A 22,975-nucleotide genomic window follows, 5' to 3' on the forward strand; every position below is an offset into this window, starting at 1 on the left:
TTATTTAAACTCTTATTATTACGATGACAAATGCGCATAAAGATGCTTTGTTCGTTTTGGTTAAATCACTTTCTAAATCTGAAAAGCGTCAATTTAAGCTTTACGTAGGTAGATTAGGGGTGAATACTGATGCCAAATTTTTGGCTCTTTTTAATCTATTGGATAAAATTAAACAATATGATGAGAAAACCATACTAGAAAGTGGTATTGTTAAAAAAGCACAGCTTTCAAACCTTAAGGCACACCTTTACAAACAAATTTTAGTTAGCCTTAGACTAAATCCTGTTAACCAAAATATAAGGGTTCAAATTCGGGAACAGTTAGATTTTGCAACCATTTTATATCAGAAAGGTCTTTATAAACAGAGTTTAAAAATTTTAGATAAAGTAAAGGGGATAGCTATTGAAAATGAAGAAAAGAATATAGCTTACGAAATTGTTGAACTTGAGAAGATAATTGAAACCCAATATATAACAAGAAGTATACCTGATCGTGCCGATGAACTTGCTATTCAAGCAAAAAAATTATCGGGTCATAATGTAATGACAAGTAAGTTGTCAAATCTTTCTTTGCAATTATATGGCATGATGTTAAAAGTAGGTTATGTACGTAGCGATGAAGATTATCAAAAGGTGAAAACTTATTTTAATGATCATCTTCCTTTATATAATATAGAAGACCTTGGTTTTAGAGAAAAACTTTGGTTATATAAAGCTTACTTGTGGTATAGCTTTTTAACTCAAGATTTCTTGTCATGTTTTAAGTATGCCAGTAAATGGGTAGATCTGTTTTATGATCATAAAGACATGATTTATTTGAATCCTGTGTTTTTCTTAAAGGGTAATCATTATTTGTTAGAATCTCTTTTTTATGTACAATATAGTTCTCAGTTTAAAGAAGTTTTGGAGCGATTAGAAGTTACTATTAAGGAAAAGAATTTTCCTGATAATGACAATATCAACTCTTTAGCTTTTATGTATTTAAATGCAAATAAATTGAATTTGCATTTTCTTGAAGGAACCTTTGAAAAAGGTCTTTACTTGGTAAAGATTGTTGAATACGGAATAAATAAGCATAAAGACAGAATAGATGTACACCATGTCATGGTACTATATTATAAAATTGCGTGCCTTTATTTTGGTATAGGAGATAATAAAACATGTATTCAATATTTAAAAAAAATCATCGATAATAAAAATTTAAAAATGCGTGAAGACTTAATGTGTTTTGCACGTGTTTTAAGTTTAGTTGCTCATTATGAAGCTGGTATGGATTATCATTTAGAGGTTCAATTGAAAAGTACATATAAGTTTCTTTTAAAAATGAACGACATGCATGCTGTTCAAAAAGAGATGATTAAATTTTTAAGAAGTCTTGGGGGCATTTATCCTAATCAATTGAAAGCTGAATTTCAAAAGCTATATAATGAATTAAAAAAGTATGAGAATCACCCTTATGAAAAAAGGGCATTCTTATATCTAGATATTCTTTCTTGGTTAGAAAGTCATTTACAGAACAAACCGGTTTCTCAGATAATGAGAGAGAAGGCTTTAGCAAAAACACGCTAAAGAAAGAGCTGATTAATGAAAAGTAATCATATTCGACATTTATTGGAAATTAACATAGCTATGCTCTTCATAGCTACTTCTGGTGCCCTAGGGCGTTATGTTCAATTGTCGGTTCCTATTACCATAGGTGCGCGTGCAATATTAGCTTTTATAGCATTGTTTATATATTGTAAATGGAAAGGTTTCAGTTTAAGAGTCGATAAAAAGGATATGCCGGTTATATTTTTAAGTGGTATTTTAATGGGAGTGCATTGGGTAGCTTACTTTTATGCTCTAAAGTTATCTAATGTAGCTATAGGTATGTTGTCTATTTTCACATATCCCGTAATTACTTCATTTTTAGAACCAGTACTTTTAAAGACCAAATTTCAATTGGTACATTTGTTTTTAGCCATATTGGTATTAACGGGAATGTATTTTCTTAGTCCCACCTTAGATTTTGAAAACACCTATACCATAGCCATAGTTTTCGGTGTTTTTTCTGCGTTTGCTTATGCTTTGCGTAATATTCTTCTAAAGAAAAAAGTGGCAAAATACAATGGGTCTTTGATAATGACCTATCAAACCGCCATAGTTGGTATTTTGCTATCTCCGTTTTTATTTACGGTTTCAGTAGATACTTTATTTAGTCAATGGGAAATACTTGTAGCGCTCGCGGTTTTAACAACAGCCATTGGTCATACTTTATTTTTAATGACTTTTAAACATTTTAATATTACTACAGTAAGTATTTTAAGTAGTGTTCAACCTGTTTATGGTATTTTAATTGGTGCAATATTTTTATCTGAAATACCAAAAGGTACTACAATATTAGGTGGTGTACTTATTCTAAGTTCAGTGGTAATAGAAAGTATCCGTTCTAAAAAATCGATTTGAAGAGATTTTTTAGTTCTGTGAATTTATACCAGGCGCACTTGATCCAAATTGATTGATAATGTTATTTCCTAATCTGGTGAACTGTTCATTTTTTGCCATCTCCCTAACTTTTGCCGGGTCAAAATTACCATTGAAATATAAAAAAGAACCAGTTTGGTTGTTGTTATTGTAAATTAATATTTCTTTTACCGAATTCTTTTTCTCACGTACAGAAACTACATTTCTCTTTAATTCATCGTTTTTTCTAAATACTTCAATAAAAGAATTACCTGTTATGCCATTCATTTGTTGATTTAAAAATTGAGTTCTTTTAGCTGTTACACTTGGAAATTGCATATATCTTAAATCTTTAGCATTTCCTACCATAGCTTTCATTTCAGGAGAAATCTCGCTAATCATAGATAACATAAATTGTGGAACATGCACAGCGGTAACTTGGTTATCATTTTTATGGGCATTATAAAAAGTTTCGATAGAGTTATAACTACCGCACGAAGTAATTATTAAGAATAAACTTAGAGCGCAAATTTTCTTTAGCATGGTCATAACGTTTTAGTTAAAAGTAACTAAAAAAATAAGACTGCTATTTATTTATAAAAATTTCGATTGCAGCAGGGTAAAAGAAAATATAATATAAGCTTTTTTCTGAACGGCTTAATGACAATACATATATGTAGTAATGTTAATACATCATCTTCATTTAAAGAAAACCTATCGATTAATGGTTTTTACTTAAGGAATTTATGGTTTTACTTAATACCAATTATACGTTTTTATAAAATAATTAAGTTTATGCAATATTGAATTTTTTATCAACTAAATGAGAAGAGTTATGATAAACCTAAAATATTTGGTGGTATTATTATTTACAGGTCTATTAATATCATGTAGTTCAGATGATACTGATATAACAGACAGTACGGATGATATGGACACAATAGATACGACTGATGATACATCTTCAACAGATGATGATTCTAGTGAATCAACAGATTATATTATTCAAGAATCTCTGTTGAACTCAGCTTCATTGATTTCTTTCGAAATTGTAACATCGCAATTAGAAAACGGTACTACTGCAGATTGCTATAAAATTGTTTTTTCTAGTAATCCAGATAATATAGCAAAAGGTCCTTTTTGTCCAGAAACAGCAGATGATATAGCCGGAATGAGTTTTTATGATGGAGCTACAGACCCTGGTCTAAGGGTTTGGGAGAAAGCATTGTTAGATGATATTGAGAATGATGGCTATGATATTGTCGATGATGATGGTACTGTTCATGTAGATGATTTTAGTGGTTCTACAAGTGGCAATCCCGATACGTATTCATATTGTTTAGATGGTCTAGATGATGATAGTATAGAAATTACATTCTTAATACCGGTGAATCCGGTAATTGCCGATCAGGTAAATGATATAGGAGAAATAGAACTAGTTGGGCTTTCGGTTGATGGTATTCCAATTAATGGAGATCCACCATCTGCTATTAACGGTCCGGCTATGTTTAATAATGGGAATTCAGGTACAATAACTGTTGTGAATATTCCTTCTTTAGACCCTTGTGGTGGTCATAATGACCCGGCAGGCTATTATCACTGGCATATGATTCCAGAAGTTATTAATCAGGTTTTGGTGGCTAACGATATCGATCAAATAGAATGTACCAATGTTGAGCAGACTACAGATATGGTTTTGTCAGGTTTTGCAAAAGATGGTTTCCCGATTTATGCGTATGCCACAGAGCCAGACGGCTTAGATGATTGTGGTGGAATTACAGCTGTTACAAGCGAATATCCAGATGGTATTTATCATTATGTAGCTAGCACAACTACAGCATCGAATATTCCAAAATGTTTAGTAGGGGTAGCTGCTTTAAATTCTTATGTAGCAAACTAAAAGATTATGAAAAAAAGAATTGTAATTAGTTTTCTTATTATCATGAGTCCTATTTTTTTAATGGCTCATAATCCTTTATCTGCAGTTTATCGTTTAGACGCTAAAAACGACGGTGGAATATTGAAAATATATTTAACTCAGGCTGCTTTAAATAAATCTTTAAAAGATATTTATGGTGCGGACTATATAAATGCTCTTTCGGGGAAAGAGTTTAAAGAGCTAATTGTTGGTTACATTAAGGAAAACATTTTTATCAATATAAATGAAACCCGAATTAATCTGGAAAAAGGAGGGATAAGGTATGGTAATCATCAAACAGATTTAACTTTCATTACTTCAACAATACCTAATAAAATAGAAAATATTGATTTGGAGGTTACGGCTTTTAAAGAGAATGACCATCACCAGACCATTTTTTGCTTTAATAAAGACAACGTTATAAAAGAGAAGATGGTTTTGAATAGTTCAAATGATTTTAAAAATAGCATTGTCTACGAAAATCACGCAGATTATTCTTACCTCATGATAGGCGTTTCTGTAATGCTTTTTATTCTAATATTGGTAACAATAGTTTTTAAATTAAGAAATAAGAAATTAGCTCTATTATTTAAAGTATAGCAAAAAAAGGTTTGGTTTGATAATAATGTAAACTCAGACCTTTTTTGATTATAAAATTAAAGACACGCATTCCAAATAGGATCATTTGGTGGGGGAGCAATAATTGTTAATGGTTCTTTTTTTACGGGATGCGTAAATCGCAGTTTTCTTGCATGTAAATGTATGCTGCCATCTGGGTTGCTTCTATTGAAACCGTATTTTAAATCTCCTTTTATGGGGCTTCCAATTGAGGTTAGCTGTGAGCGTATTTGATGATGACGACCCGTCTCCAAATCAACCTCTAATAAAAAATAACGGTCTAGTTTCTTTAGAATTCGATACGTTAGAATTGCTTTTTTACTATCTGGAACTTCTTTAATGTTTGCGTAAGATTTGTTTTGTTTGGTATTTCGCTTCATCCAGTGAACCAATCTTTTCTCAGCTTCGTTCGGGCTGTTTTTTACCACTGCCCAGTATGTTTTTTTAGCATCTTTCTCAGCAAACATTTTATTTAACCTGGGTAATGCTTTAGAGGTCTTTGCAAATACTACGATACCAGATGTGGGTCGATCCAAACGATGCACGACACCCAAGTAAACATTACCTGGCTTGTTATATTTTTTCTTTATAAACGCTTTAACCGTTTCGCTTAATGGCTGGTCACCGGTTTTATCACCTTGTACAATATCACCAGGGCGCTTATTAACAACAATTAAGTGATTGTCTTCAAATAATATTTGAAGGTTGTCTACGGTAGAATGTTCTTTTTTTGACAAAACTTAATTTTATTATTTAAATAGTGAACCTATTACCTTTTACAATTAAAAGAACGAACATTAATACACCCACAGTAACCGCAACATCTGCAATATTAAAAATTCCTGTTCGTAAAAACCCCAATCTAATTTGAAAGAAATCTGTTACTGAGCCATAGGCGATTCTATCTATTAAATTTCCTAGTCCGCCACCAATAACCAAAGAAAAGGCAGAAATAAGTAATAGGTTTGAATTGGTTTTGCTTATTGTTCTGTAAAGCATTATTAATAATAGCAACATTGGCAATGCCTGCAAAAGAAATATTTTCAATATAGGAGAAAAGTCTTGTCCAAATCCTAGCATTGCACCTGTATTCTCAACATTAGTAAGAATCAGGTGATTTTTAATTACAGGTATAAATGCAGCAGGTTCTACCTTTTGGCGTATCAGTTCTTTAGACGCTTGATCACAACCAACTGTCATTAGAACGATGATTAGTATAATGAACTTGTTAAAATATGTAGAACGCTTCAAATAATAAATATGAATTAATATTGCTCGTCATCATTAGGGAAATCTTGGCTTTTTACATCGCTAACATAGTTAGAAATTGCATTGCCCATTTCTTCGTACAAATTCATGTATCTACGTAAAAAACGAGGATTAAATTCATGGGTCATTCCTAAAAGGTCATGAACTACTAAAACTTGACCATCGGCATGCTTTCCACCACCTATGCCAATAGTTGGTATAGTAAGACTTTCAGAAACCTTTTTGGTAAGTTCTGCAGGTATTTTTTCTAAAACGATACCGAAGCATCCTAATTTTTCCAATAGTTTGGCATCTTCCATCAATTTTTCAGCCTCTTCCTCTTCTTTTGCACGAACAGTATATGTGCCGAATTTATATATAGATTGTGGGGTTAAGCCTAAGTGACCCATGACAGGGATACCTGCTGCAAGAATTCTTTTGACCGATTCTTTTATTTCCGCACCACCTTCTAATTTAACGGCATGTGCACCACTTTCTTTCATGATTCTTATAGCAGAACGTAAAGCTTCTTTGGGATCGCTTTGGTAGCTTCCAAAAGGTAAATCAACAACAACCAAAGATCTTTCTATAGCCCTAATAACAGAAGATGCATGATATATCATTTGATCTAAAGTTATTGGTAAGGTAGTCTCGTGACCGGCCATTACATTACTGGCAGAATCGCCCACCAATATGACATCGACCTTAGCGGCGTCTACAATTTTGGCCATTGAATAGTCGTATGCAGTTAACATAGAGATTTTTTCTCCATTCTTCTTCATATCAACTAATGATTTTACCGTGACTCTTTTATATTCTTTTTTAGCTACAGACATATACTAATATTGATTAACAAGCATAAAAGTAAGGAGTTTTACTGAGATTAAACATTTAGGATATGGAATCCATTTAAAAGAGCACAATTAATATTTAGCTAATTTTGTAGTTCTTATTTAATTGAAGCTAAAACATGAAAAATATCTATATCGTATTAGTAATTTTAACATATTGTTCTGTAAATGCCCAAATAGAAGAAGTGAAGGTTAAGTATGCTGTAGAGACTTTTTTTTATGCCTTCAACGGTAAAAATGAATTTGCGTTGAAGCGTGTTGTGGATGCTGATATTAAAATGCAAACGATAAATTTAAATGTGCTTGGCAAAATGATTGTTCGTGATACAAATTTAAATGATGTTATAAACTTCATGATTACCACACCCGATTCCATAAGTTTTCATGAAAAGATACTGGATTATAAAATACAAATTGATGGTGGTATGGCACACGTTTGGGCGCCATATGAATTTTGGTACAATGGTGAATTCAGTCATTGTGGGGTCAATTCATTTCAGTTGTTTAAGGATGAAGATGTTTGGAAAATTATATACTTAGTTGATTCTAGAAGAAAAGAAGATTGTAATCCGGTTTCAGGGTAAATGATTATAAACTATTTCCAAGATCTTGAGTTTGATACATCGGCTGAAGGGAAATCTTTAGGAACTTCTTGAGTAACCTTTCCTGTTGCTGCCCATTCAGTTCCACGTTATAAAGTCGTAATAAAACCAACACATTCCATTTAATAGTCGAAATGACCTAGTGTTGAATGAAAAACACGCCCCTTACCATAGTAAAAACTAAACTTAATAATATAACAGTCAGTAAATATTTCATGCTGATGTTTTCATATGGTTATTGACTTTAAATGTACACGAACTAAGTAAAATGGCAAAAGTCAAATTTAAATAACTTAGGTGCAAAAATTGTATTTCTTGTTGCGCATAAATAAAACTGCTATTAAATTAGCACTAAATAAATGTAGCATACAATGAAATTATTAGGAATAGGGTCTAGGATTTTACATAATGAGTTCGGTAAAGGTGTAATTACAAATGTATCTAGTACAATGTATTGGGTTACATTTATGGATAATGGTTTAGAAACCATAGGTATAGACTCAGAGTATGAGGTGATAGAGGCTGTAGAAAATGAAGTTGATACTGTTAGTTTTTTCGATGTTGAAAGTTCTTTGGTAGCAATTCTTCAAAAGTGGAGCGATGCAACTCAACGTGTGGCTATTGCTGATAAATGGAAAGGTGGAAATTTGATTTTAAAACCTGGTGAAGTAGGTATGAGTAATAAAGAAATACCTATCAATACTTTCTTCCATAAAATTGTTATGGTAAGAGATCGTATTCGTGTAATGGAACAAAAAATCAATTCAAGTAAAAATTTAGATGACCAAGAAAAAGTTGATTTACAGCAGTATATAACACGTATTTATGGTAGTCTAACAACCTTCAATGTACTTTTTAAAGCTAAGAGTGATCATTTTATTGGAGAGAAATCAGGAAAGTAATTTTAAAAGGTATTAAATTTTATAAATAAGTTAGAAAAGAATTTTATTCATCCAATTGAAACCGTAGTACGGTTTTTAACTTTTCTTCAGGTACTTTTCTAAAATCGGATAAATAAATTTCTCTATGTATTTTTGACTTTCTCTTAAGTCCCTTGTTTTTGGTATAATCTTCCATTAATTGAAAGGTTTCATTTTCTTTATTAAAACTACCAATGTGAAGCATTTGAATGCATGGACCTTCTACTATTTGTTTAAACTGTATTTTTTCTAATAGATTGTGAGGTTTCTTTTCTTTTACAATATCAAGCATTTGATCAAATAAAATGCTATTTATAAAGTTTGGTTGTCGAATCATTAATTCAAAAACCAATTCGTTTTTGTCTATTTGTCCATCGAAATGCTTTTTTGCTTTGTCCGATATATCCCAAATACCTTCTAAAGGGTAAACGGTCCAATCAAAATAATTTTCTGGTAATAGAGTCATTTTTTTGAGCGACATTTTTATAGTATACGCAACGCTGTATAAAGCTTTAATGTGCTCGGTAAAGAATTTACTGTTTGGATTGCCACTACCTTTAATTGAAATAAATTGAAACTTAGGAAGGGTGATCAATTCAGGTTTTACTTGAGGCAGGTAAATTTTTTTTTCCTTTTTCCTCCACTCATGCTTCAACATTCGATTCATAGTTACAAAGAAAGTAAAAATGTTGAAAGAATGTTTTTAGTAAAAAAGATAAAGGGGAATATTTCATTTCATACCTGTTTTGATATATTTTTAATAACCTGAGTTTGTTTATTGCACAATGGTTATTTTAGGTTTAAAATTATAATATGGGTAAGATTATAACATTCGGTGAAGTTTTAATGCGTATTTCGCCAAGAGGTAACAAGAAGTTTGTACAATCTAATATTGTAGAATTTTATTTTGGTGGTACAGAATTAAATGTGGGCATCTCTATTTCTAATTTTGGAGGGAATGTAAAACATATAAGTGCGATTTCTGATGATTTTATAGGAGATACCGCAATGACCTATATTCAGAAATTTGGGGTCGATACATCATCTATCGTAAAATCTAAAAGACCTTTAGGTGTTTATTTTTTAGAGGTAGGTGCTGTTATTAGACCAAGCATGATCTCTTACAATCGATCACATTCAGCATTTTCTGAAATTGAACCTTCAAAAGTAAATTGGGAAAATGCTTTGGAGGATGGGGAATGGATGCATTGGACAGGGATAACACCAGCCTTGTCTCAAGGAGCGTATGATGTTCTTAGAGAAGGACTAAAATTAGCAAGAAAAAAAGGACTTGCTGTTTCTGCAGATCCTACTTACCGAAGTGGTTTATGGAAATACGGTCAAGATCCAAAAGAAGCGCTAATTGAGCTTTTGAATTATTCTACAATTTTTATTGGCGGCGTGAATGAAATTAATGAAGTATTAGATACGGACTTTAGTTATAGCAATGAAGATTTTATTGAAGCTAGTAAACAATTAATAGCAGAGTTTCCGTCTATAGAAAAAGTATTTGATAAAATTAGAACTTCATTGAATTCTTCATGGCATAAAATTAGAGCGAGAATGTGGAACGGTATAGAGTTTAGAGAAACTGAAGATATTGATATTACACATGTAGTTGACCGTATAGGTACTGGTGATGCCTTTGCAGCCGGTTTGATTTATGGTTTGCAGAAATATGATGATTATAAAGCAATGGAATTTGCAAGTGCGGCATGCGCTTTAAAACATACTTATGAAGGTGATGTGAATTTTGCCACGGTTACTGAAGTCAACAATATTATTGCCGGGAATATAACAGGTAGATTAGTACGTTAAAAACATATTTAAGATGATTTACGCCTTCGCAATCTAAGTACTGCTTTTAATTTATGTACGCTTTTTGAAAAAGCAAACGAAAAGGCAAAGGTGGTTAGCAATGCAATAAAAGCGAGAGCGCCAAGTGCGCCTCCAAATCCTTGAAATAAATTGTTCTTATTTATATAGATTATACTAAACAGAAAGCCGGCAATTGCTAAGTGTACATAGCTTCTTTTAGTTGTTGTTGAAATCATACCTATAAAAGAAGTACCTATAAATACTACAGGGATATTTTTTGTAAGATAATTATTTAACATTTCTGGGAAAAAATAAAAGAACAACCCCACTAATAATGAAAGCAATGCAGATGCTCGTACTGGACCTTGTTTATAATAATGGCTAACATAAAAAGTCATTATTGCGCCTAAAATACCGGTAATAATTATGATTAAAATATTTATCATGCAATTAAGTTGATTAGATATACAATAAATACACCAAGAAAAGCCATGGTACCTAGTTTTCCGCCAATACCAATAAAAAGATTTTTAGATAATAGGAAGAATAATCCGGCGATTGTTCCTGCTGCAATTACAAATCCGAGTGTTGGGGTAATGGTATTACTTGACATACCAACAAATACGCCACAATAAATTGCCGTAGGAAGTTTTTTGAAATAGTCGGATTGTTTATTTAAATTAGGTATAAATGAACCTAATGTACCGACAATACCTGCCGATAAAACACTGCCTAATTGATAATTAACATTCAGTAAATGACAAGCAATTGCACCAATTGGTACCCAAATAACAACAGATAGCTTTTCATAATCATATTTATTATGATGTAGGTCTAAATAACCATGACCAAACAGTACCGTAGCAGAAATAAAAAATAATATTGTTATTGCAACATAATTACTAGAATCGTAATTATTTTTTAAAATTAAAAACAGAAATACGATTTGTACAATTAATACGGCAGCTAATGTAAACGTACGAATAGCTTTATCTCTCTTCATCAGGCAATTTATATTTTACTGTTATGGTAAAATGTTTCTAAGCTCGTATACAAAGTTTATAATTTACTTTTAAATCAACTATTCAAAACATAATTTATTCTCAATAATTTAAATGTTTAATAGCTCCTTAAAATCTAATTAATAATCTTACAGGAAGAATTCAATACGAAGATGTGTATTGTTTGAGAGTAGCATATTACTCGAAAAGTTGTTGGAATAATATATTTAACTAGTCACTTTAAATTCTTGTAATATTCCCATTTATAGTGCATACCTGTTTTAAAGTATTGTAAATAGTACCGTGCTTTTCAATATTTTTTTTAAGTAAATCTACGTTAAGATTAGTATCCTCGCTGAAAATGTTTAAGTGATAATTGATGCTGTCCATTCTTGGCGGATTGTCTAATCTTTTAGCTCTTATTTCTAATGTAGTATAGTTGTATTGAAATTTCATCAACAATGAAAAGCGCTCTACGTTTTTAAGTATACACGAAGCTAACGAACCTAAAAAAATCTCAGCAGGATTTGGTAGTGTCTTTGCAGTTTTACCGGTAGTGCCAAAAACAATATGAGATTGCTTTATATGTATTTTACCGTCAATATTATAGTCAGAAGATGCCTTTATTCTATAATTCATAATTGAATATAAATTAAGTTGAAAATTAAAGTAATACAGTAGAATCAATTAAATAAAGAAATGACCTGAAGAATAAGAAATCAAAACAATTGCTTTACATCTTAAGAAAATCTCCCTACTATACTAATGCTCTATTAAATATAGAGTGTAAAACTTATTTAAAAATTATTGCTAAAAATAAAATTATAATTTTTCTTAAATTCTGATATATGTCAACCATAATGAAATTGATTTAAACCGCTTCTTTTTTCTCAGATAAAAATTTCCAATAACGCTTAGGCACATGTTGTACATGTAATTTATTATTGATACGAGATTTAATAGTCGTGCTTTTAAAGTAGTTATTCCAAAGGTTTTGGTATTCATATTCAGTTTCCGTAAATACAGATTTCATTTCCGTGCTATTGGCATGAATGTCTGTCAAGTCAAGCGATATTATTTCTACAGTGTTCAAATCGTAGAAAAGACCGTATTTCCTTTTTAAATCATAGATAATCCATTGTTGATCGGCATATCTATTTCTAAAGTGTTTGGATACTAATGGCAACACGTCAAAATCTGGTTCTATATTGGCAAAATAAACATCATCCTTGGTCAATTGAAACCGTACAAAAGCCTCCATTCTATGCTTTTCTCTTCCTACTTTATGTGCTAATTGGTTAATCTTTAAAACACCCGCATCGCTAAAATCTGTAGCGCCTAGATACCTGCCTCCCATTAACTTTTGAATATAATGGTAGAGTAGGGCCTCAATATTATTCTGCTCACTTAAAAAGGCAAAGTATATTTTCTTTATTGCCGAATTACTTTTTTTTCGCACTCCGTTCCAAACGCGTTGTGCTTTATCAATATTGGTGAATATAGTTTCGGTATCAGCAAACAGTCCACTTTGAAATTGACTATTTTTTTGAATATCGGCATGAGATAATTTTTGTTCAAAGCCGACAAAAACAGCGGTCAAAAAACCATTAAAACTACCATCGTAAACTAAAGTTTTTGAAGTATTCATATAAACAGTTTTAGAAGTTGAAGAAAAAGATTCGAGATACAATTTTTAGCCTTTTCTTAATTTTAGTTTTTAATAATACCATTTGGTATCCTAGGGCTAAAATTTGACTTTGACTACGGTCAACTACAGTACTAAAAATTGATAAATTCTGTGAATTAAGGGTGTTATTTAGGTTTTCCATAGTCGAAAATAATATTTAAATTATACTTTAATTAAATAATGATAATTGATTGTTATATTGATTTTTAAATTTTCCATTTTGAGATTGTAAAATCATCCCTTTTATCGTGGAAGCATCTAAATCTCTACGTTCCCAATCATTGGAATTACATATGATAAAATACTTAGCTCGGTTAAGCGCAATTCCCATTTTTTTAAGGTGTTCCCAGTTTAAACTACGGTACTTTCTACCATTTATAATTTTATGAACAGAGCCCATTCCTATACCAGGAATTCTTGCCAACATTCGTGGTTCAGCTTTATTAATATCTACAGGAAAATAATTTAAGTTTCTAAGAGCCCACATTAGTTTGGGATCTATGTCCATATCTAAATTAGGATTGTCCGCATCTAATATTTCGTTCACGCTAAAACCATAAAAACGAAGTAGCCAATCTGTCTGATATAGTCGGTTTTCACGAAGCATTGGAACTTCGGAACCTAAAGAAGGTAATCTGCTATCTGTAGAGATGGGTACGTAACCAGAGTAATACACGCGTTTCATTTTATAATTCTTGTAAAAATGAGTTGCAGAGTACATGATGTCCTTGTCACTTTCGCCTGTAGCACCTACTATCATTTGGGTACTTTGTCCTGCAGGGGCATATTTGGCAGTGCTTTTAATGATTTTTCGCTCTTCTTTATAACGAATAATTTCATCTTTTACCTTTTGCATAGGTTTAATGAAATCTTCATGTTTTTTGTCTGGAGCCAATAGTTTAAGGCCGGAGATAGTGGGGATTTCAATGTTGACCGACAAACGATCAGCATATAAACCGGCCTCGTACATAAGTTCATCACTGGCGCCTGGTATAGACTTTAAGTGAATGTATCCGTTAAAATTTTCTTCTTCACGCAATTTTTGAGCTACAGAAATAAGTCTTTCCATCGTATGGTCTGCACTTTTAAATATGCCAGAACTTAAGAACAGACCTTCTATATAGTTTCTTCTATAGAAATTAATGGTTAAATCCACCACCTCCTGAATTTTAAAAGCAGCTCTTTGTATGTCATTACTTTTACGCGTTACACAATAGGCGCAATCAAAAATGCAATGATTGGTCAGTAAGATCTTTAATAAAGAGACACAACGGCCGTCCTCGGTATATGTGTGGCAAATTCCGTTTCCTGTATCTCCTAAGCCATTATCTTTATTCTTACGGTTACTGCCGCTACTTGAACAAGACACATCATATTTAGCGGCATCCGCCAGTATATTTAATTTTTCCTTTATCCTATTAAAATCCATAGCAATTTGTAATTAATCCAAAATTATGGAATAATTCCTAGTTATGGAAATAATCCAAATAGTATTTTGGATATAATCCATAATCACTATATTTGAAGTATCGGGAATGCTAAATACTTGATTGATACCAAGCTATATTATGGAAAATGAATTGACATTAAAACGATTTACGGATTTACGACGGGAACTGGGTTATACACAGGCGGATTTTGCTGCCTTGATCGGGGTCTCTAGTACAACTGCAGATATAGAACGAGGTAGAACCAAACTTTCCGGTAAAGTGGTTTCAGAATTATTAAAACAATTCAAGATTAATCCGTTGTGGCTATTTGGCGAGAGTGAGGAACAGTACTTAGAGACTTCTAAGACAAGTGTAATACCTAAGGTAGTAACGGTAGATTCTGCCAATAGGGATAACATGGTTTTGGTGAATGCAAAAGCGGCGGCAGGATATCCACAAAATATTTCCGATACCAGTTGGTATCAACAATTACCAGCTTTTGATTTGCCTATTCCAGAATTTAGAAATGCAACCTATCGCGGGTTTCAGGTAGACGGTGATAGTATGTTGCCCAATTTACATCCGGGTGAGTGGGTTTTAGCTAGGGCAATTGAACATATAGATTATGTAAGCGCAAACAAAATGTACGTGGTAGTTTTACAAGATTCTATAATGGTTAAAAAGGTTGAGAAGCGACCAAATTCAAATAATGTAACGTTAATTTCTTTGAACGAAACATATCCACCTTATGATATTAAGCCTTTTCAAATTCAAGAAATTTGGGAAGTAAGTAGTAAAATAACGTTTAATGTAGATGCTACTACCGATAGCGGACTACTACGACAATTACAAGAGTCTATGAAAGAGTTAAAAGATCAATTACAGCATGTTAAAAAGGTTAATTAAAGTTTTACTTTAATATTTCTTAATATATATTCCGCTTTCTTTCAGCTTAAAACCAAGACTTTTATAAAGAGAGATTGCAGCGGTTCTGTGGTGACCGCTAAATAATAATACATCATCCAGTTTTTCTTTTTCTGCTTGCTTTAATAATTTCTCCATAATCTTTCTGCCTATACCTTGACCTCTGTAGTCAGAAGAAACTATTACATCTTCAATCATACCTTTGTGCCCAGAAACTACTTTGTACTTTGCCATCATGGCAATACCCACTAATCTATTGTCGTCCATACATATTACAACATCTGTGGTGTTGTAATCAGATAGTGCGGTAGCTAAATCTAATTGGGTAAGTTCTGAGTTGAGTTGTTTATAAAGCTCGGTAAGTTGAGACTGAAGGTCTGTTGTAACTTCATTAAAAGAAATAAGTTTAATATTCATAGTGTACTCTATTTCTACCTAAAGTTACTTTATTCTATCGTTTATAGTTAATTATAGATTGAAATATTTAAGGGGTTAATAAATTTGGAATGGTGAACTTTAACCTTTACGACGTTCTAGTAATACCATCATCATTAAGCTCAATATGATAGTATCATCATCATTACCGTTCAGTTTTTTTACTTCACTAACCTTAAAACGGCGACCAACTAATGATTTTTCTTTAGATAAACGCACCACTGTCTCATTGTTTCCATTGATGACCAAGTAAGCAGGATTAAGAAATAAACCTGTAAATAGGTTGATAATAGGAATTTGACCAACCAAACCGTCCATTACTTTTACCCAAGCATTCTCTTCTCTAATGGTATACTTTAATTGTTTATTTTGATCAAAAACCTCATAATGCGCTTTCCATAAAGAAGCCCATCCTTTACGACCTATTTTTCCAAATTCTTTACCAGTAGGGTCAGAAAAAGAATAGCATGCAGAGAAGTCAATCCACCTATCTGCTTTAATATTGTATAGTAAATTGGTTTTACTGTCATTTTCATAAACACCAACATTCTCTTTGAATTTAAAAAGCTTTTGCTTTACATAAGCAACCATTTTTCCATTGGCGTCTACGGCTGAGAAATCATTTGATAAAGTGCCAATGTGGAAAGTAAAATCTAGAGGAAATTTATAATCTTGCATGAAATTGATTTTATGTTGGTGTTCTAAACTAACTCAGTTAGCCATATTATATTATGTTTTAACAAATAAAATAGATGTTAGCGCCCACTAACTTCGCCCATAGAAATAGAGAGTGGACCAAGTTTATGTTGTGTAGGTAAAAAGACGCCGCTTTCTGTTTTAACCCATTTTTCCCATGTAGCTTCTACACCGCCAATAGGTATAATTTTTGTCCAAAGTTTAAAACTCTTAGGTCTTCCGCTGGGTTCAATAATCCACATATAAGAATCTCCCGGGGTATCTCCGCCTTGGGTATATGTAACCAATAATGCTTCTGAGCCATCTTTCATATCTACTAAATATCGTTCGGTACCTCGGTCAAAAGCTTTAAAAGGAGCTACAAGCCAGAAAGAATCATTATTAAAATAGCTTTGTGCTTTTTCAATTAAGTCTTGTGTTTTTTCATAGTCAACAGGTGCATTGTTAATAGTTGCTTTACTGGAAGAAGGGGTTATTAAATCTAATTGAACTACAATGTCGTCCCAAGAAACGGTAACAATCTCTTTCTCTTTATTCCAGATGTAATGGTGATCGCCTCTAAAAGACCATTCCAATACCTTTGTATTGTTATAATTTTTATAATTAAGTGCATCGAACATTCTGTATGCTAAAGCATCTGCTTCTGGTCCAGATTCTCCTGTAGGTAAAGGTTCGTTATAGAGGTAATATAAGACTCCATAGCCTATTATGGCTAGTAAAATCAGAATACATAATAATTTAAATAATTTCTTTAGCATAATGTATTTAAATATTTCAATAATAAATTGTTGTATAAAGTTTAGAACCTTATTAAATTTAATTTAGAGTTGATTAGAAACCAACAGCGGCATCATCTCCACGTTTATCAGCACCCCCTTCAAGTTTGCCATTTGCTAAAACGCGAATAGCATCAACTTTGCCTATAATAGGTGTTCTTTCTTCATTAATGATATATCCTTTAGATTTCATTTCTTCTTTTAAATCAACGGAAAATCCGTCCGGTTCAAAAATGACCATATCTGGTAACCATTGATGATGAAAACGAGGAGCGTTAACGGCATCTTGCATACTCATTTTAAATTCATATCCATTTAAAATAGTTTGTGCCACAGCGGTAATTATTGTAGATCCACCTGGAGTTCCAACAACCATCCATAATTTACCGTTACGTTCAACAATAGTTGGGGTCATACTGCTTAACATTCTTTTTTCCGCAGCAATACTATTTGCCTCGGCACCTACAAGACCAAACATGTTGGGTACGCCTGCCTTAGAGCTGAAATCGTCCATTTCATTGTTTAAAAAGAAACCAAGCTCATCTGAATATAATTTAGAGCCATAAGCGCCGTTAAGTGTTGTGGTCACCGATATGGCATTCCCTTCTTGATCTACAATAGAGTAGTGGGTGGTTTCCATACTCTCTACGATCTCTATATTTCCATGTTCAACTTCAGAAGATTTAGTAGCCTTATCAAAAGAAAAATTAGCCATTCTTTCGGTTAGGTAATCGTCACTCAATAATTTATCATAAGGAATTTCAACAAAGGCAGGATCACCTAAAAAGTAATTTCTATCAGCATAAGCTCTTCTAGAAGCTTCTGTGAATAATTGAACCATTTTTGGAGAATTATGACCGAGTTTTGCAACGTCATGTTTTTCCATCATTTTGAATATTTGATTGATGGTTACACCGCCACTACTAGGCGGGCTCATAGAAATGACATGTAAATCTTTGTAGTTGAAGGTAATTGGATCTCTCCATACCGCCTGGTATTTTTCTAAATCCTCTTCAGTAATATAACCCCCTTTTTCTTGAATGAAAGCGGCTAGTTTCTGGGCTACTTCACCTTTATAGAATCCGTCTCTACCATGCTTTGCAATAGTCCTAAATGTGTTTGCCAATGCAGGATATTTAATGGTGTCATTAGTTTTGAATGCAGTAGCAAACTTAGTACTGTCGCTGTTTACTTCTATAAATTTATCTCGTTGACTAGCCAGACGTTTTTCTTGATTAGCGGTAACTACAACACCACGTTCCGCTAGAGCAATCACCGGAGCCATAATTTCCTCTAAAGGAAGTGATCCAAACTTTTTATGCACTTCAATGATACCCGCAACTGTACCAGGTACACCAACAGCAGTGGCGCCTAAAGTACTTTTATCGGGAATTACGTTACCCAATGAATCTAAATACATTTCTTTGTGAGCAGATAAAGGAGCTTTCTCCCTATAATCTAAAGCACCGACTTCACCATCTGCTTTTCTATACACCATAAAGCCGCCGCCGCCAAGATTTCCTGCAAATGGATATGCGACTACCAAAGCCATTTCTGTGGCTACCATGGCATCAAAAGCATTACCGCCTTTTAGCATAATATCACTTCCTATTTTAGAGGCTTCTTCGCGAGCAGATACTACCATTGCTTTTTCGGTAACTGTGCCTGTTGGTGTCGCAGGATTCTCTTTGCAACTGGCTAAAATAACCAATACAGCTAGCATTAAAACAAATTTTGTTTGGTTCATAGATGGTTAAATTTATTATTTAATTATTTTATTTTTAAATATTGGATATAAGTATTTTATGGTTTTTTATTATTTATAAGTGAAGTGTATTTTTGTTTTGAAAAAGTAATTAGCTCTTCAAAGAATTCGGTAAACTCTGCTTCAAAAGCATCATAGTGTTCTTCAAGGTCAATGATGGCAAAATTCATTTTAGATTTATTATTCGTTCTACGGTTCATACCGTTCAGTACACGAGCAATTCCGTCCATTTTAGAATAGTTGAAAATCCAATTATCGGTAATCATATAAGGCATCATCTTTTTAACCCCAATAGGTAATATTTCGTAATTGTCTTCCAAGAGGTCATAAAAATTATCTACAAAAACATCCAATGGGATATCTGAATATGTAGACCAATTTTTGGCTAAAAAGTGATCGTAATAGATGTCAACGATAACCCTACTGTAATGGCTATAATTTGCATGAAGTCGTTTACTGCTTATTTTAGGGATTGGATGAGAGTCGGTATAGGTATCTATATGTCGATGTAATTTTATTCCCTTTTGTACCTTATTAGGTAAGTGATCAAATTTATTGGCACGTATGCTATCGGCTATAAAGTTTCCTATGGTAATTTCTTTGTCGTTGAAAGAAAGAAATATGTGTGCTAAAAAATTCATTGGATTAAATTACGCTTCTAAAGTCTAATTTACAAAGAAGGGCAATAGTGATAAGTATGATACGTTTATATTTGCAAAAAAAACTTATTAAGATTATATGACACTAATAAAATCTATTTCAGGAATACGTGGAACCATTGGAGGTAAGCCCGGTGACAATCTTACACCTATTGATGCAGTAAAGTTTGCCGCTTCTTACGGAATTTGGTTAAAAGACTATTCTAAAAAGGAGAAGTTGAAAGTAGTTATTGGTCGTGATGCACGTTTGTCTGGCGAGATGATTCAAAATCTTGTAGTTTCTACTTTAGTTGGTTTAGGTATAGATGTAGTAGATTTAGATTTATCTACAACACCAACTGTTGAAATAGCGGTACCAATGGAGAAGGCGGATGGAGGTATCATCTTAACTGCTAGTCATAATCCAAAACAATGGAATGCACTTAAACTATTAAATGAAAAAGGAGAATTTTTAGATGCTGCCCAAGGCGCTAAAATTCTAGAAATCGCAGAAAAAGAAGATTTCGATTTTTCAGATGTAGATGATTTAGGGGTTATAAATAAGAATGACAGTTATATAGATATACATATAGATGAAGTTTTAAACCTGTCTTTGGTAGATGCCGAAGTGGTAAAAAAAGCGAAATTTAAAGTTGTGGTTGATGGAGTGAATTCTACAGGAGGAATTGCGATACCAAAACTTTTAAAGGAATTTGGCGTTGAAGTCGTTGAGTTGTATTGTGAGCCAACCGGTCATTTTCCACATAATCCAGAACCATTAAAAGAACACTTAAAGGATATTTGCGATTTAGTAGTTAAAGAAAAAGCTGATTTCGGTATCGTTGTAGATCCAGACGTTGACCGTTTGGCATTTATAAGTAACGATGGTGAAATGTTTGGTGAAGAATACACCTTGGTGGCTTGTGCAGATTATGTTTTGGGTAAAACCAAAGGTAATACGGTTTCTAACCTATCATCTTCACGTGCTTTAAGAGATATTACACAAAAGCATGGTGGTACTTATGAGGCTGCGGCAGTTGGTGAAGTTAATGTAGTTACTAAAATGAAAGCAAATAATGCCGTTATTGGTGGTGAAGGTAATGGAGGTATCATTTATCCTGAAAGTCACTACGGTAGAGATTCATTAGTAGGTACTGCGTTATTTTTAATGTTAATGGCTAAAAAAGGTGGTACAGTGGCGGAGCTTAGAGCTAGCTACCCAAGCTACTTTATGAGTAAAAAGAAAATTCAGTTAACACCTGGATTAGATGTTGATGGTATATTAAAGTCTATGGCAGAAAAATATGCCGCAGAGGAAATTTCTACGATTGATGGTGTAAAGGTTGACTTTGCTGAAAACTGGGTGCATCTTAGAAAATCTAATACGGAGCCTATTATTAGAATTTATACGGAAGCTAAAAGTCAGACCGAAGCAGATGGTCTTGCAGATAGAATTATTGGAGAAATTAAATCTATAGCCGGTTTATAATCATAGAACCAGTTGTGAAAATAAGAAACCGGAAGTAGTTCAACTACTTCCGGTTTTTTCTTTTTATCCTTTTAGTTTACATCGGCAAATGCTGCAGGTTTTTTACCTCTATGTTTCCATCGTTTGTGGGTCCATAGGTAATATTCTGGTTTTTCTCGAATTTGCTCTTCGGTGAGTCTTAGGAATTTGTCCGTGATTTCATGTTCTTCGGTTTCTTTACTATTTATAGCAATAGGGGTAAACTCTGCTTTGTAGTGTCCGCGCTTTACCTTACTAACTTTAAGGAAAACAGTAGCCAATCCTGTTTTACGTGCCAATGCTTCTCCGCCGTTAAAAATTGGTACGGTGATACCCATAAAATCTGTCCAATAATGAGCTCTGTGTGCTTGCGGAGATTGGTCACTGACCATACCGTAGGTAGCACGGACATTATTTCTAAAATTATGAATAACCGTTTTTGCAGTTTGTGCCTGGGTAATTAAAGTGGTATTCCAGCGGGCCCTTACTTTTCTAATAAATTTATCAAAATAAGAGTTGTTTATTTTTTGATAAACCGCATATCCTTTAGAGTTAACGTAATTGTTAATGCTTACATTCCATTCCCAATTGGCATAATGTGCGCATAAAATAATAATGCTTCGTTCTTTTTCTATCTCCAGTAAAACTTCTGGATTAACAAGGTGGTATTTTTTTGCAACGGCCTCCTTGCTTAAATTCATGGTTTTTACCATTTCTAAAAACATATCACAGAGGTGTTTGTAGAAATCTTTTTCAATACGATGTATTTCTTCTTTAGACTTGTCAGGGAAAACTAAGTTTAAGTTTTCTTGTACCACTTTTCTTCTATAACCAAATACACGGTATATCAAGAAACAGGCAATATCAGATAAACCGTAAAATAGACGATGTGGCAAAATGGAAACTACCCATAAAAACGGATAAATTAAAACAAAGGCCAATAGTTGCATTCTCAAAAAAATTATGGACAAATATAGTTATATTTGACGCCAAATAAAGGGCAGATAATGTACAACATTGATATACCGACCATAGCAATAATAGCGGCAAATGTATTAGTGTCAATGAAGGGATTCAATGATACTACTTTTTTTGAACGATATAAATTCAGTATTGGTGCTATAAAGGCGGGGCAAAAAGATCGTATGGCAACTTCGGGATTTTTGCATGTAGATATTTCCCATTTGCTTTTTAATATGCTAACCCTTTATTTCTTTGCGGGCGTTGTAATTAATTGGTTTGATACTACAAAATTTCTGATTATTTATGCCGTAAGTCTTTTAGGAGGTAGCTTGTTGGCATTAAGTTTCCATAAAGATGAACCCTATTACTCGGCAGTTGGTGCTAGTGGTGCAGTAACGGGTATTTTGTATTCGGCAATTCTTCTACAGCCAACTATGCAATTAGGTATCATGTTTATACCGATACCTGTTCCTGCCTATGTAGTAGGTATAGGTTATTTATTGTATTCTATATATGGTATGAAAAAAAGGATAGGTAATATTGGGCATACGGCACATTTTGGTGGTGCGATAGGTGGGTACGCCTGTACTTTATTGTTTATGCCAAGTTTATTACAAACAGAAACTTTGATGGTGGGCTTACTTGCTCTTCCAATAGTATTATTGATTGTTTTGGAAAAGATGGGTAAGATTTAGACCTCTTTGTGTTGTTTGTCGAATAAAATGTAGGGTTTCTCT

The 22,975-nt window shown here is 33.0% G+C and carries 26 protein-coding genes; 10 read left to right on the forward strand and 16 right to left on the reverse strand.

Translation table 11 applies throughout. The annotated features are described in order from the left end of the window. Positions 1-23: 23 nt before the first annotated feature. Both ACJJVP_RS13770 and ACJJVP_RS13775 read left to right on the forward strand, forming a co-directional pair. Positions 24-1,568 (forward strand): hypothetical protein, encoded by a 1,545-nt coding sequence (locus tag ACJJVP_RS13770; RefSeq protein WP_405414399.1) that lies wholly within the window; start codon positions 24-26, stop codon positions 1,566-1,568. A 15-nt stretch (positions 1,569-1,583) separates the two neighbouring features. Then, positions 1,584-2,444 carry a DMT family transporter gene (locus ACJJVP_RS13775; RefSeq protein ID WP_405414400.1) on the forward strand — a complete coding sequence of 287 codons (861 nt, stop codon included), beginning with the start codon at positions 1,584-1,586 and terminating at the stop codon, positions 2,442-2,444. A 9-nt stretch (positions 2,445-2,453) separates the two neighbouring features. Here the strand turns inward: ACJJVP_RS13775 and ACJJVP_RS13780 are convergent, their stop codons facing one another. Continuing rightward, positions 2,454-2,984, reverse strand: coding sequence for a DUF4252 domain-containing protein (locus ACJJVP_RS13780; protein WP_405414401.1), 531 nt, complete (start codon positions 2,982-2,984; stop codon positions 2,454-2,456). Between the two features lie 292 nt (positions 2,985-3,276). Here ACJJVP_RS13780 and ACJJVP_RS13785 point away from each other — a divergent pair, with 292 nt between their 5' ends. Further along, the gene (locus ACJJVP_RS13785; protein ID WP_405414402.1) at positions 3,277-4,341 is read left to right on the forward strand and encodes a YHYH protein; all 1,065 of its coding nucleotides are present in this window, start codon (positions 3,277-3,279) and stop codon (positions 4,339-4,341) included. Positions 4,342-4,347: 6 nt separating this feature from the next. After that, a complete protein-coding gene (locus tag ACJJVP_RS13790) occupies positions 4,348-4,959 on the forward strand; it encodes a hypothetical protein (protein WP_405414403.1) in 612 nt (203 codons plus the stop codon). 56 nt (positions 4,960-5,015) lie between these two features. On the opposite strand, the gene ACJJVP_RS13795 is transcribed toward ACJJVP_RS13790, so the two are convergent. Genes ACJJVP_RS13795 through panB form a run of 3 tightly spaced genes read right to left on the reverse strand, consistent with a single transcriptional unit; the run spans position 5,016 to position 7,061 of the window. Beyond that, on the reverse strand, positions 5,016-5,714 hold the full coding sequence (locus ACJJVP_RS13795; RefSeq protein ID WP_405414404.1) for an RluA family pseudouridine synthase: 699 nt from the start codon (positions 5,712-5,714) through the stop codon (positions 5,016-5,018). A 16-nt stretch (positions 5,715-5,730) separates the two neighbouring features. Then, positions 5,731-6,228: a signal peptidase II gene (lspA, locus tag ACJJVP_RS13800; RefSeq protein WP_405414406.1), complete on the reverse strand. Its 498-nt coding sequence runs from the start codon at positions 6,226-6,228 to the stop codon at positions 5,731-5,733. A 14-nt stretch (positions 6,229-6,242) separates the two neighbouring features. Beyond that, the gene (gene panB, locus ACJJVP_RS13805) at positions 6,243-7,061 is read right to left on the reverse strand and encodes a 3-methyl-2-oxobutanoate hydroxymethyltransferase (RefSeq protein WP_405414407.1); all 819 of its coding nucleotides are present in this window, start codon (positions 7,059-7,061) and stop codon (positions 6,243-6,245) included. Positions 7,062-7,195: 134 nt separating this feature from the next. Here panB and ACJJVP_RS13810 point away from each other — a divergent pair, with 134 nt between their 5' ends. Further along, positions 7,196-7,660: a nuclear transport factor 2 family protein gene (locus tag ACJJVP_RS13810; protein ID WP_405414409.1), complete on the forward strand. Its 465-nt coding sequence runs from the start codon at positions 7,196-7,198 to the stop codon at positions 7,658-7,660. 389 nt (positions 7,661-8,049) lie between these two features. Beyond that, positions 8,050-8,580 (forward strand): hypothetical protein, encoded by a 531-nt coding sequence (locus tag ACJJVP_RS13815; RefSeq protein WP_405414411.1) that lies wholly within the window; start codon positions 8,050-8,052, stop codon positions 8,578-8,580. A gap of 43 nt (positions 8,581-8,623) precedes the next feature. On the opposite strand, the gene ACJJVP_RS13820 is transcribed toward ACJJVP_RS13815, so the two are convergent. Further along, the gene (locus ACJJVP_RS13820; RefSeq protein WP_405414412.1) at positions 8,624-9,256 is read right to left on the reverse strand and encodes a GyrI-like domain-containing protein; all 633 of its coding nucleotides are present in this window, start codon (positions 9,254-9,256) and stop codon (positions 8,624-8,626) included. Positions 9,257-9,411: 155 nt separating this feature from the next. Between ACJJVP_RS13820 and ACJJVP_RS13825 the strand changes: the two genes are divergently transcribed. Beyond that, complete coding sequence (locus tag ACJJVP_RS13825; protein ID WP_405414414.1) at positions 9,412-10,416, forward strand: sugar kinase; 1,005 nt, start codon at positions 9,412-9,414, stop codon at positions 10,414-10,416. A gap of 8 nt (positions 10,417-10,424) precedes the next feature. Here ACJJVP_RS13825 and ACJJVP_RS13830 read toward each other — a convergent pair whose 3' ends face one another. From ACJJVP_RS13830 to ACJJVP_RS13850, 5 genes are all read right to left on the reverse strand, one after another. After that, complete coding sequence (locus tag ACJJVP_RS13830; protein WP_405414416.1) at positions 10,425-10,862, reverse strand: hypothetical protein; 438 nt, start codon at positions 10,860-10,862, stop codon at positions 10,425-10,427. Then, complete coding sequence (locus ACJJVP_RS13835; RefSeq protein WP_405414418.1) at positions 10,859-11,419, reverse strand: hypothetical protein; 561 nt, start codon at positions 11,417-11,419, stop codon at positions 10,859-10,861. Before ACJJVP_RS13835 ends, ACJJVP_RS13830 begins: the two co-directional genes overlap by 4 nt. Before the next feature lie 238 nt (positions 11,420-11,657). Beyond that, positions 11,658-12,056, reverse strand: coding sequence for an OsmC family protein (locus tag ACJJVP_RS13840; protein ID WP_405414419.1), 399 nt, complete (start codon positions 12,054-12,056; stop codon positions 11,658-11,660). Between the two features lie 232 nt (positions 12,057-12,288). Beyond that, positions 12,289-13,065: a TIGR03915 family putative DNA repair protein gene (locus ACJJVP_RS13845; RefSeq protein WP_405414421.1), complete on the reverse strand. Its 777-nt coding sequence runs from the start codon at positions 13,063-13,065 to the stop codon at positions 12,289-12,291. A gap of 208 nt (positions 13,066-13,273) precedes the next feature. Continuing rightward, entirely contained in the window at positions 13,274-14,533 is a 1,260-nt protein-coding gene (locus tag ACJJVP_RS13850; protein ID WP_405414422.1) for a putative DNA modification/repair radical SAM protein, read from the reverse strand. Between the two features lie 139 nt (positions 14,534-14,672). On the opposite strand from ACJJVP_RS13850, the gene ACJJVP_RS13855 reads away from it, so the two are divergent. Then, on the forward strand, positions 14,673-15,440 hold the full coding sequence (locus ACJJVP_RS13855) for an XRE family transcriptional regulator (RefSeq protein ID WP_405414424.1): 768 nt from the start codon (positions 14,673-14,675) through the stop codon (positions 15,438-15,440). 9 nt (positions 15,441-15,449) lie between these two features. On the opposite strand, the gene ACJJVP_RS13860 is transcribed toward ACJJVP_RS13855, so the two are convergent. The 5 genes from ACJJVP_RS13860 to ACJJVP_RS13880 form a co-directional block, all read right to left on the reverse strand. Beyond that, positions 15,450-15,875: a GNAT family N-acetyltransferase gene (locus ACJJVP_RS13860; protein ID WP_405414425.1), complete on the reverse strand. Its 426-nt coding sequence runs from the start codon at positions 15,873-15,875 to the stop codon at positions 15,450-15,452. Between the two features lie 99 nt (positions 15,876-15,974). Continuing rightward, complete coding sequence (locus ACJJVP_RS13865; protein WP_405414427.1) at positions 15,975-16,571, reverse strand: hypothetical protein; 597 nt, start codon at positions 16,569-16,571, stop codon at positions 15,975-15,977. A 77-nt stretch (positions 16,572-16,648) separates the two neighbouring features. Next, complete coding sequence (locus tag ACJJVP_RS13870) at positions 16,649-17,347, reverse strand: hypothetical protein (RefSeq protein ID WP_405414428.1); 699 nt, start codon at positions 17,345-17,347, stop codon at positions 16,649-16,651. A 73-nt stretch (positions 17,348-17,420) separates the two neighbouring features. Next, on the reverse strand, positions 17,421-19,112 hold the full coding sequence (gene ggt, locus ACJJVP_RS13875; protein ID WP_405414429.1) for a gamma-glutamyltransferase: 1,692 nt from the start codon (positions 19,110-19,112) through the stop codon (positions 17,421-17,423). A 56-nt stretch (positions 19,113-19,168) separates the two neighbouring features. Beyond that, the gene (locus ACJJVP_RS13880) at positions 19,169-19,771 is read right to left on the reverse strand and encodes an ACP phosphodiesterase (protein ID WP_405414430.1); all 603 of its coding nucleotides are present in this window, start codon (positions 19,769-19,771) and stop codon (positions 19,169-19,171) included. A 97-nt stretch (positions 19,772-19,868) separates the two neighbouring features. On the opposite strand from ACJJVP_RS13880, the gene glmM reads away from it, so the two are divergent. Further along, on the forward strand, positions 19,869-21,257 hold the full coding sequence (glmM, locus tag ACJJVP_RS13885; RefSeq protein WP_405414432.1) for a phosphoglucosamine mutase: 1,389 nt from the start codon (positions 19,869-19,871) through the stop codon (positions 21,255-21,257). Between the two features lie 71 nt (positions 21,258-21,328). Here glmM and ACJJVP_RS13890 read toward each other — a convergent pair whose 3' ends face one another. After that, positions 21,329-22,225 (reverse strand): lysophospholipid acyltransferase family protein, encoded by an 897-nt coding sequence (locus ACJJVP_RS13890; protein WP_405414434.1) that lies wholly within the window; start codon positions 22,223-22,225, stop codon positions 21,329-21,331. A 57-nt stretch (positions 22,226-22,282) separates the two neighbouring features. Here ACJJVP_RS13890 and ACJJVP_RS13895 point away from each other — a divergent pair, with 57 nt between their 5' ends. After that, positions 22,283-22,933 (forward strand): rhomboid family intramembrane serine protease, encoded by a 651-nt coding sequence (locus ACJJVP_RS13895; RefSeq protein ID WP_405414435.1) that lies wholly within the window; start codon positions 22,283-22,285, stop codon positions 22,931-22,933. Positions 22,934-22,975 lie beyond the last annotated feature (42 nt).

The sequence above is a fragment of the Maribacter sp. Asnod1-A12 genome, from assembly GCF_045063735.1.
GTDB lineage: Bacteria > Bacteroidota > Bacteroidia > Flavobacteriales > Flavobacteriaceae > Maribacter.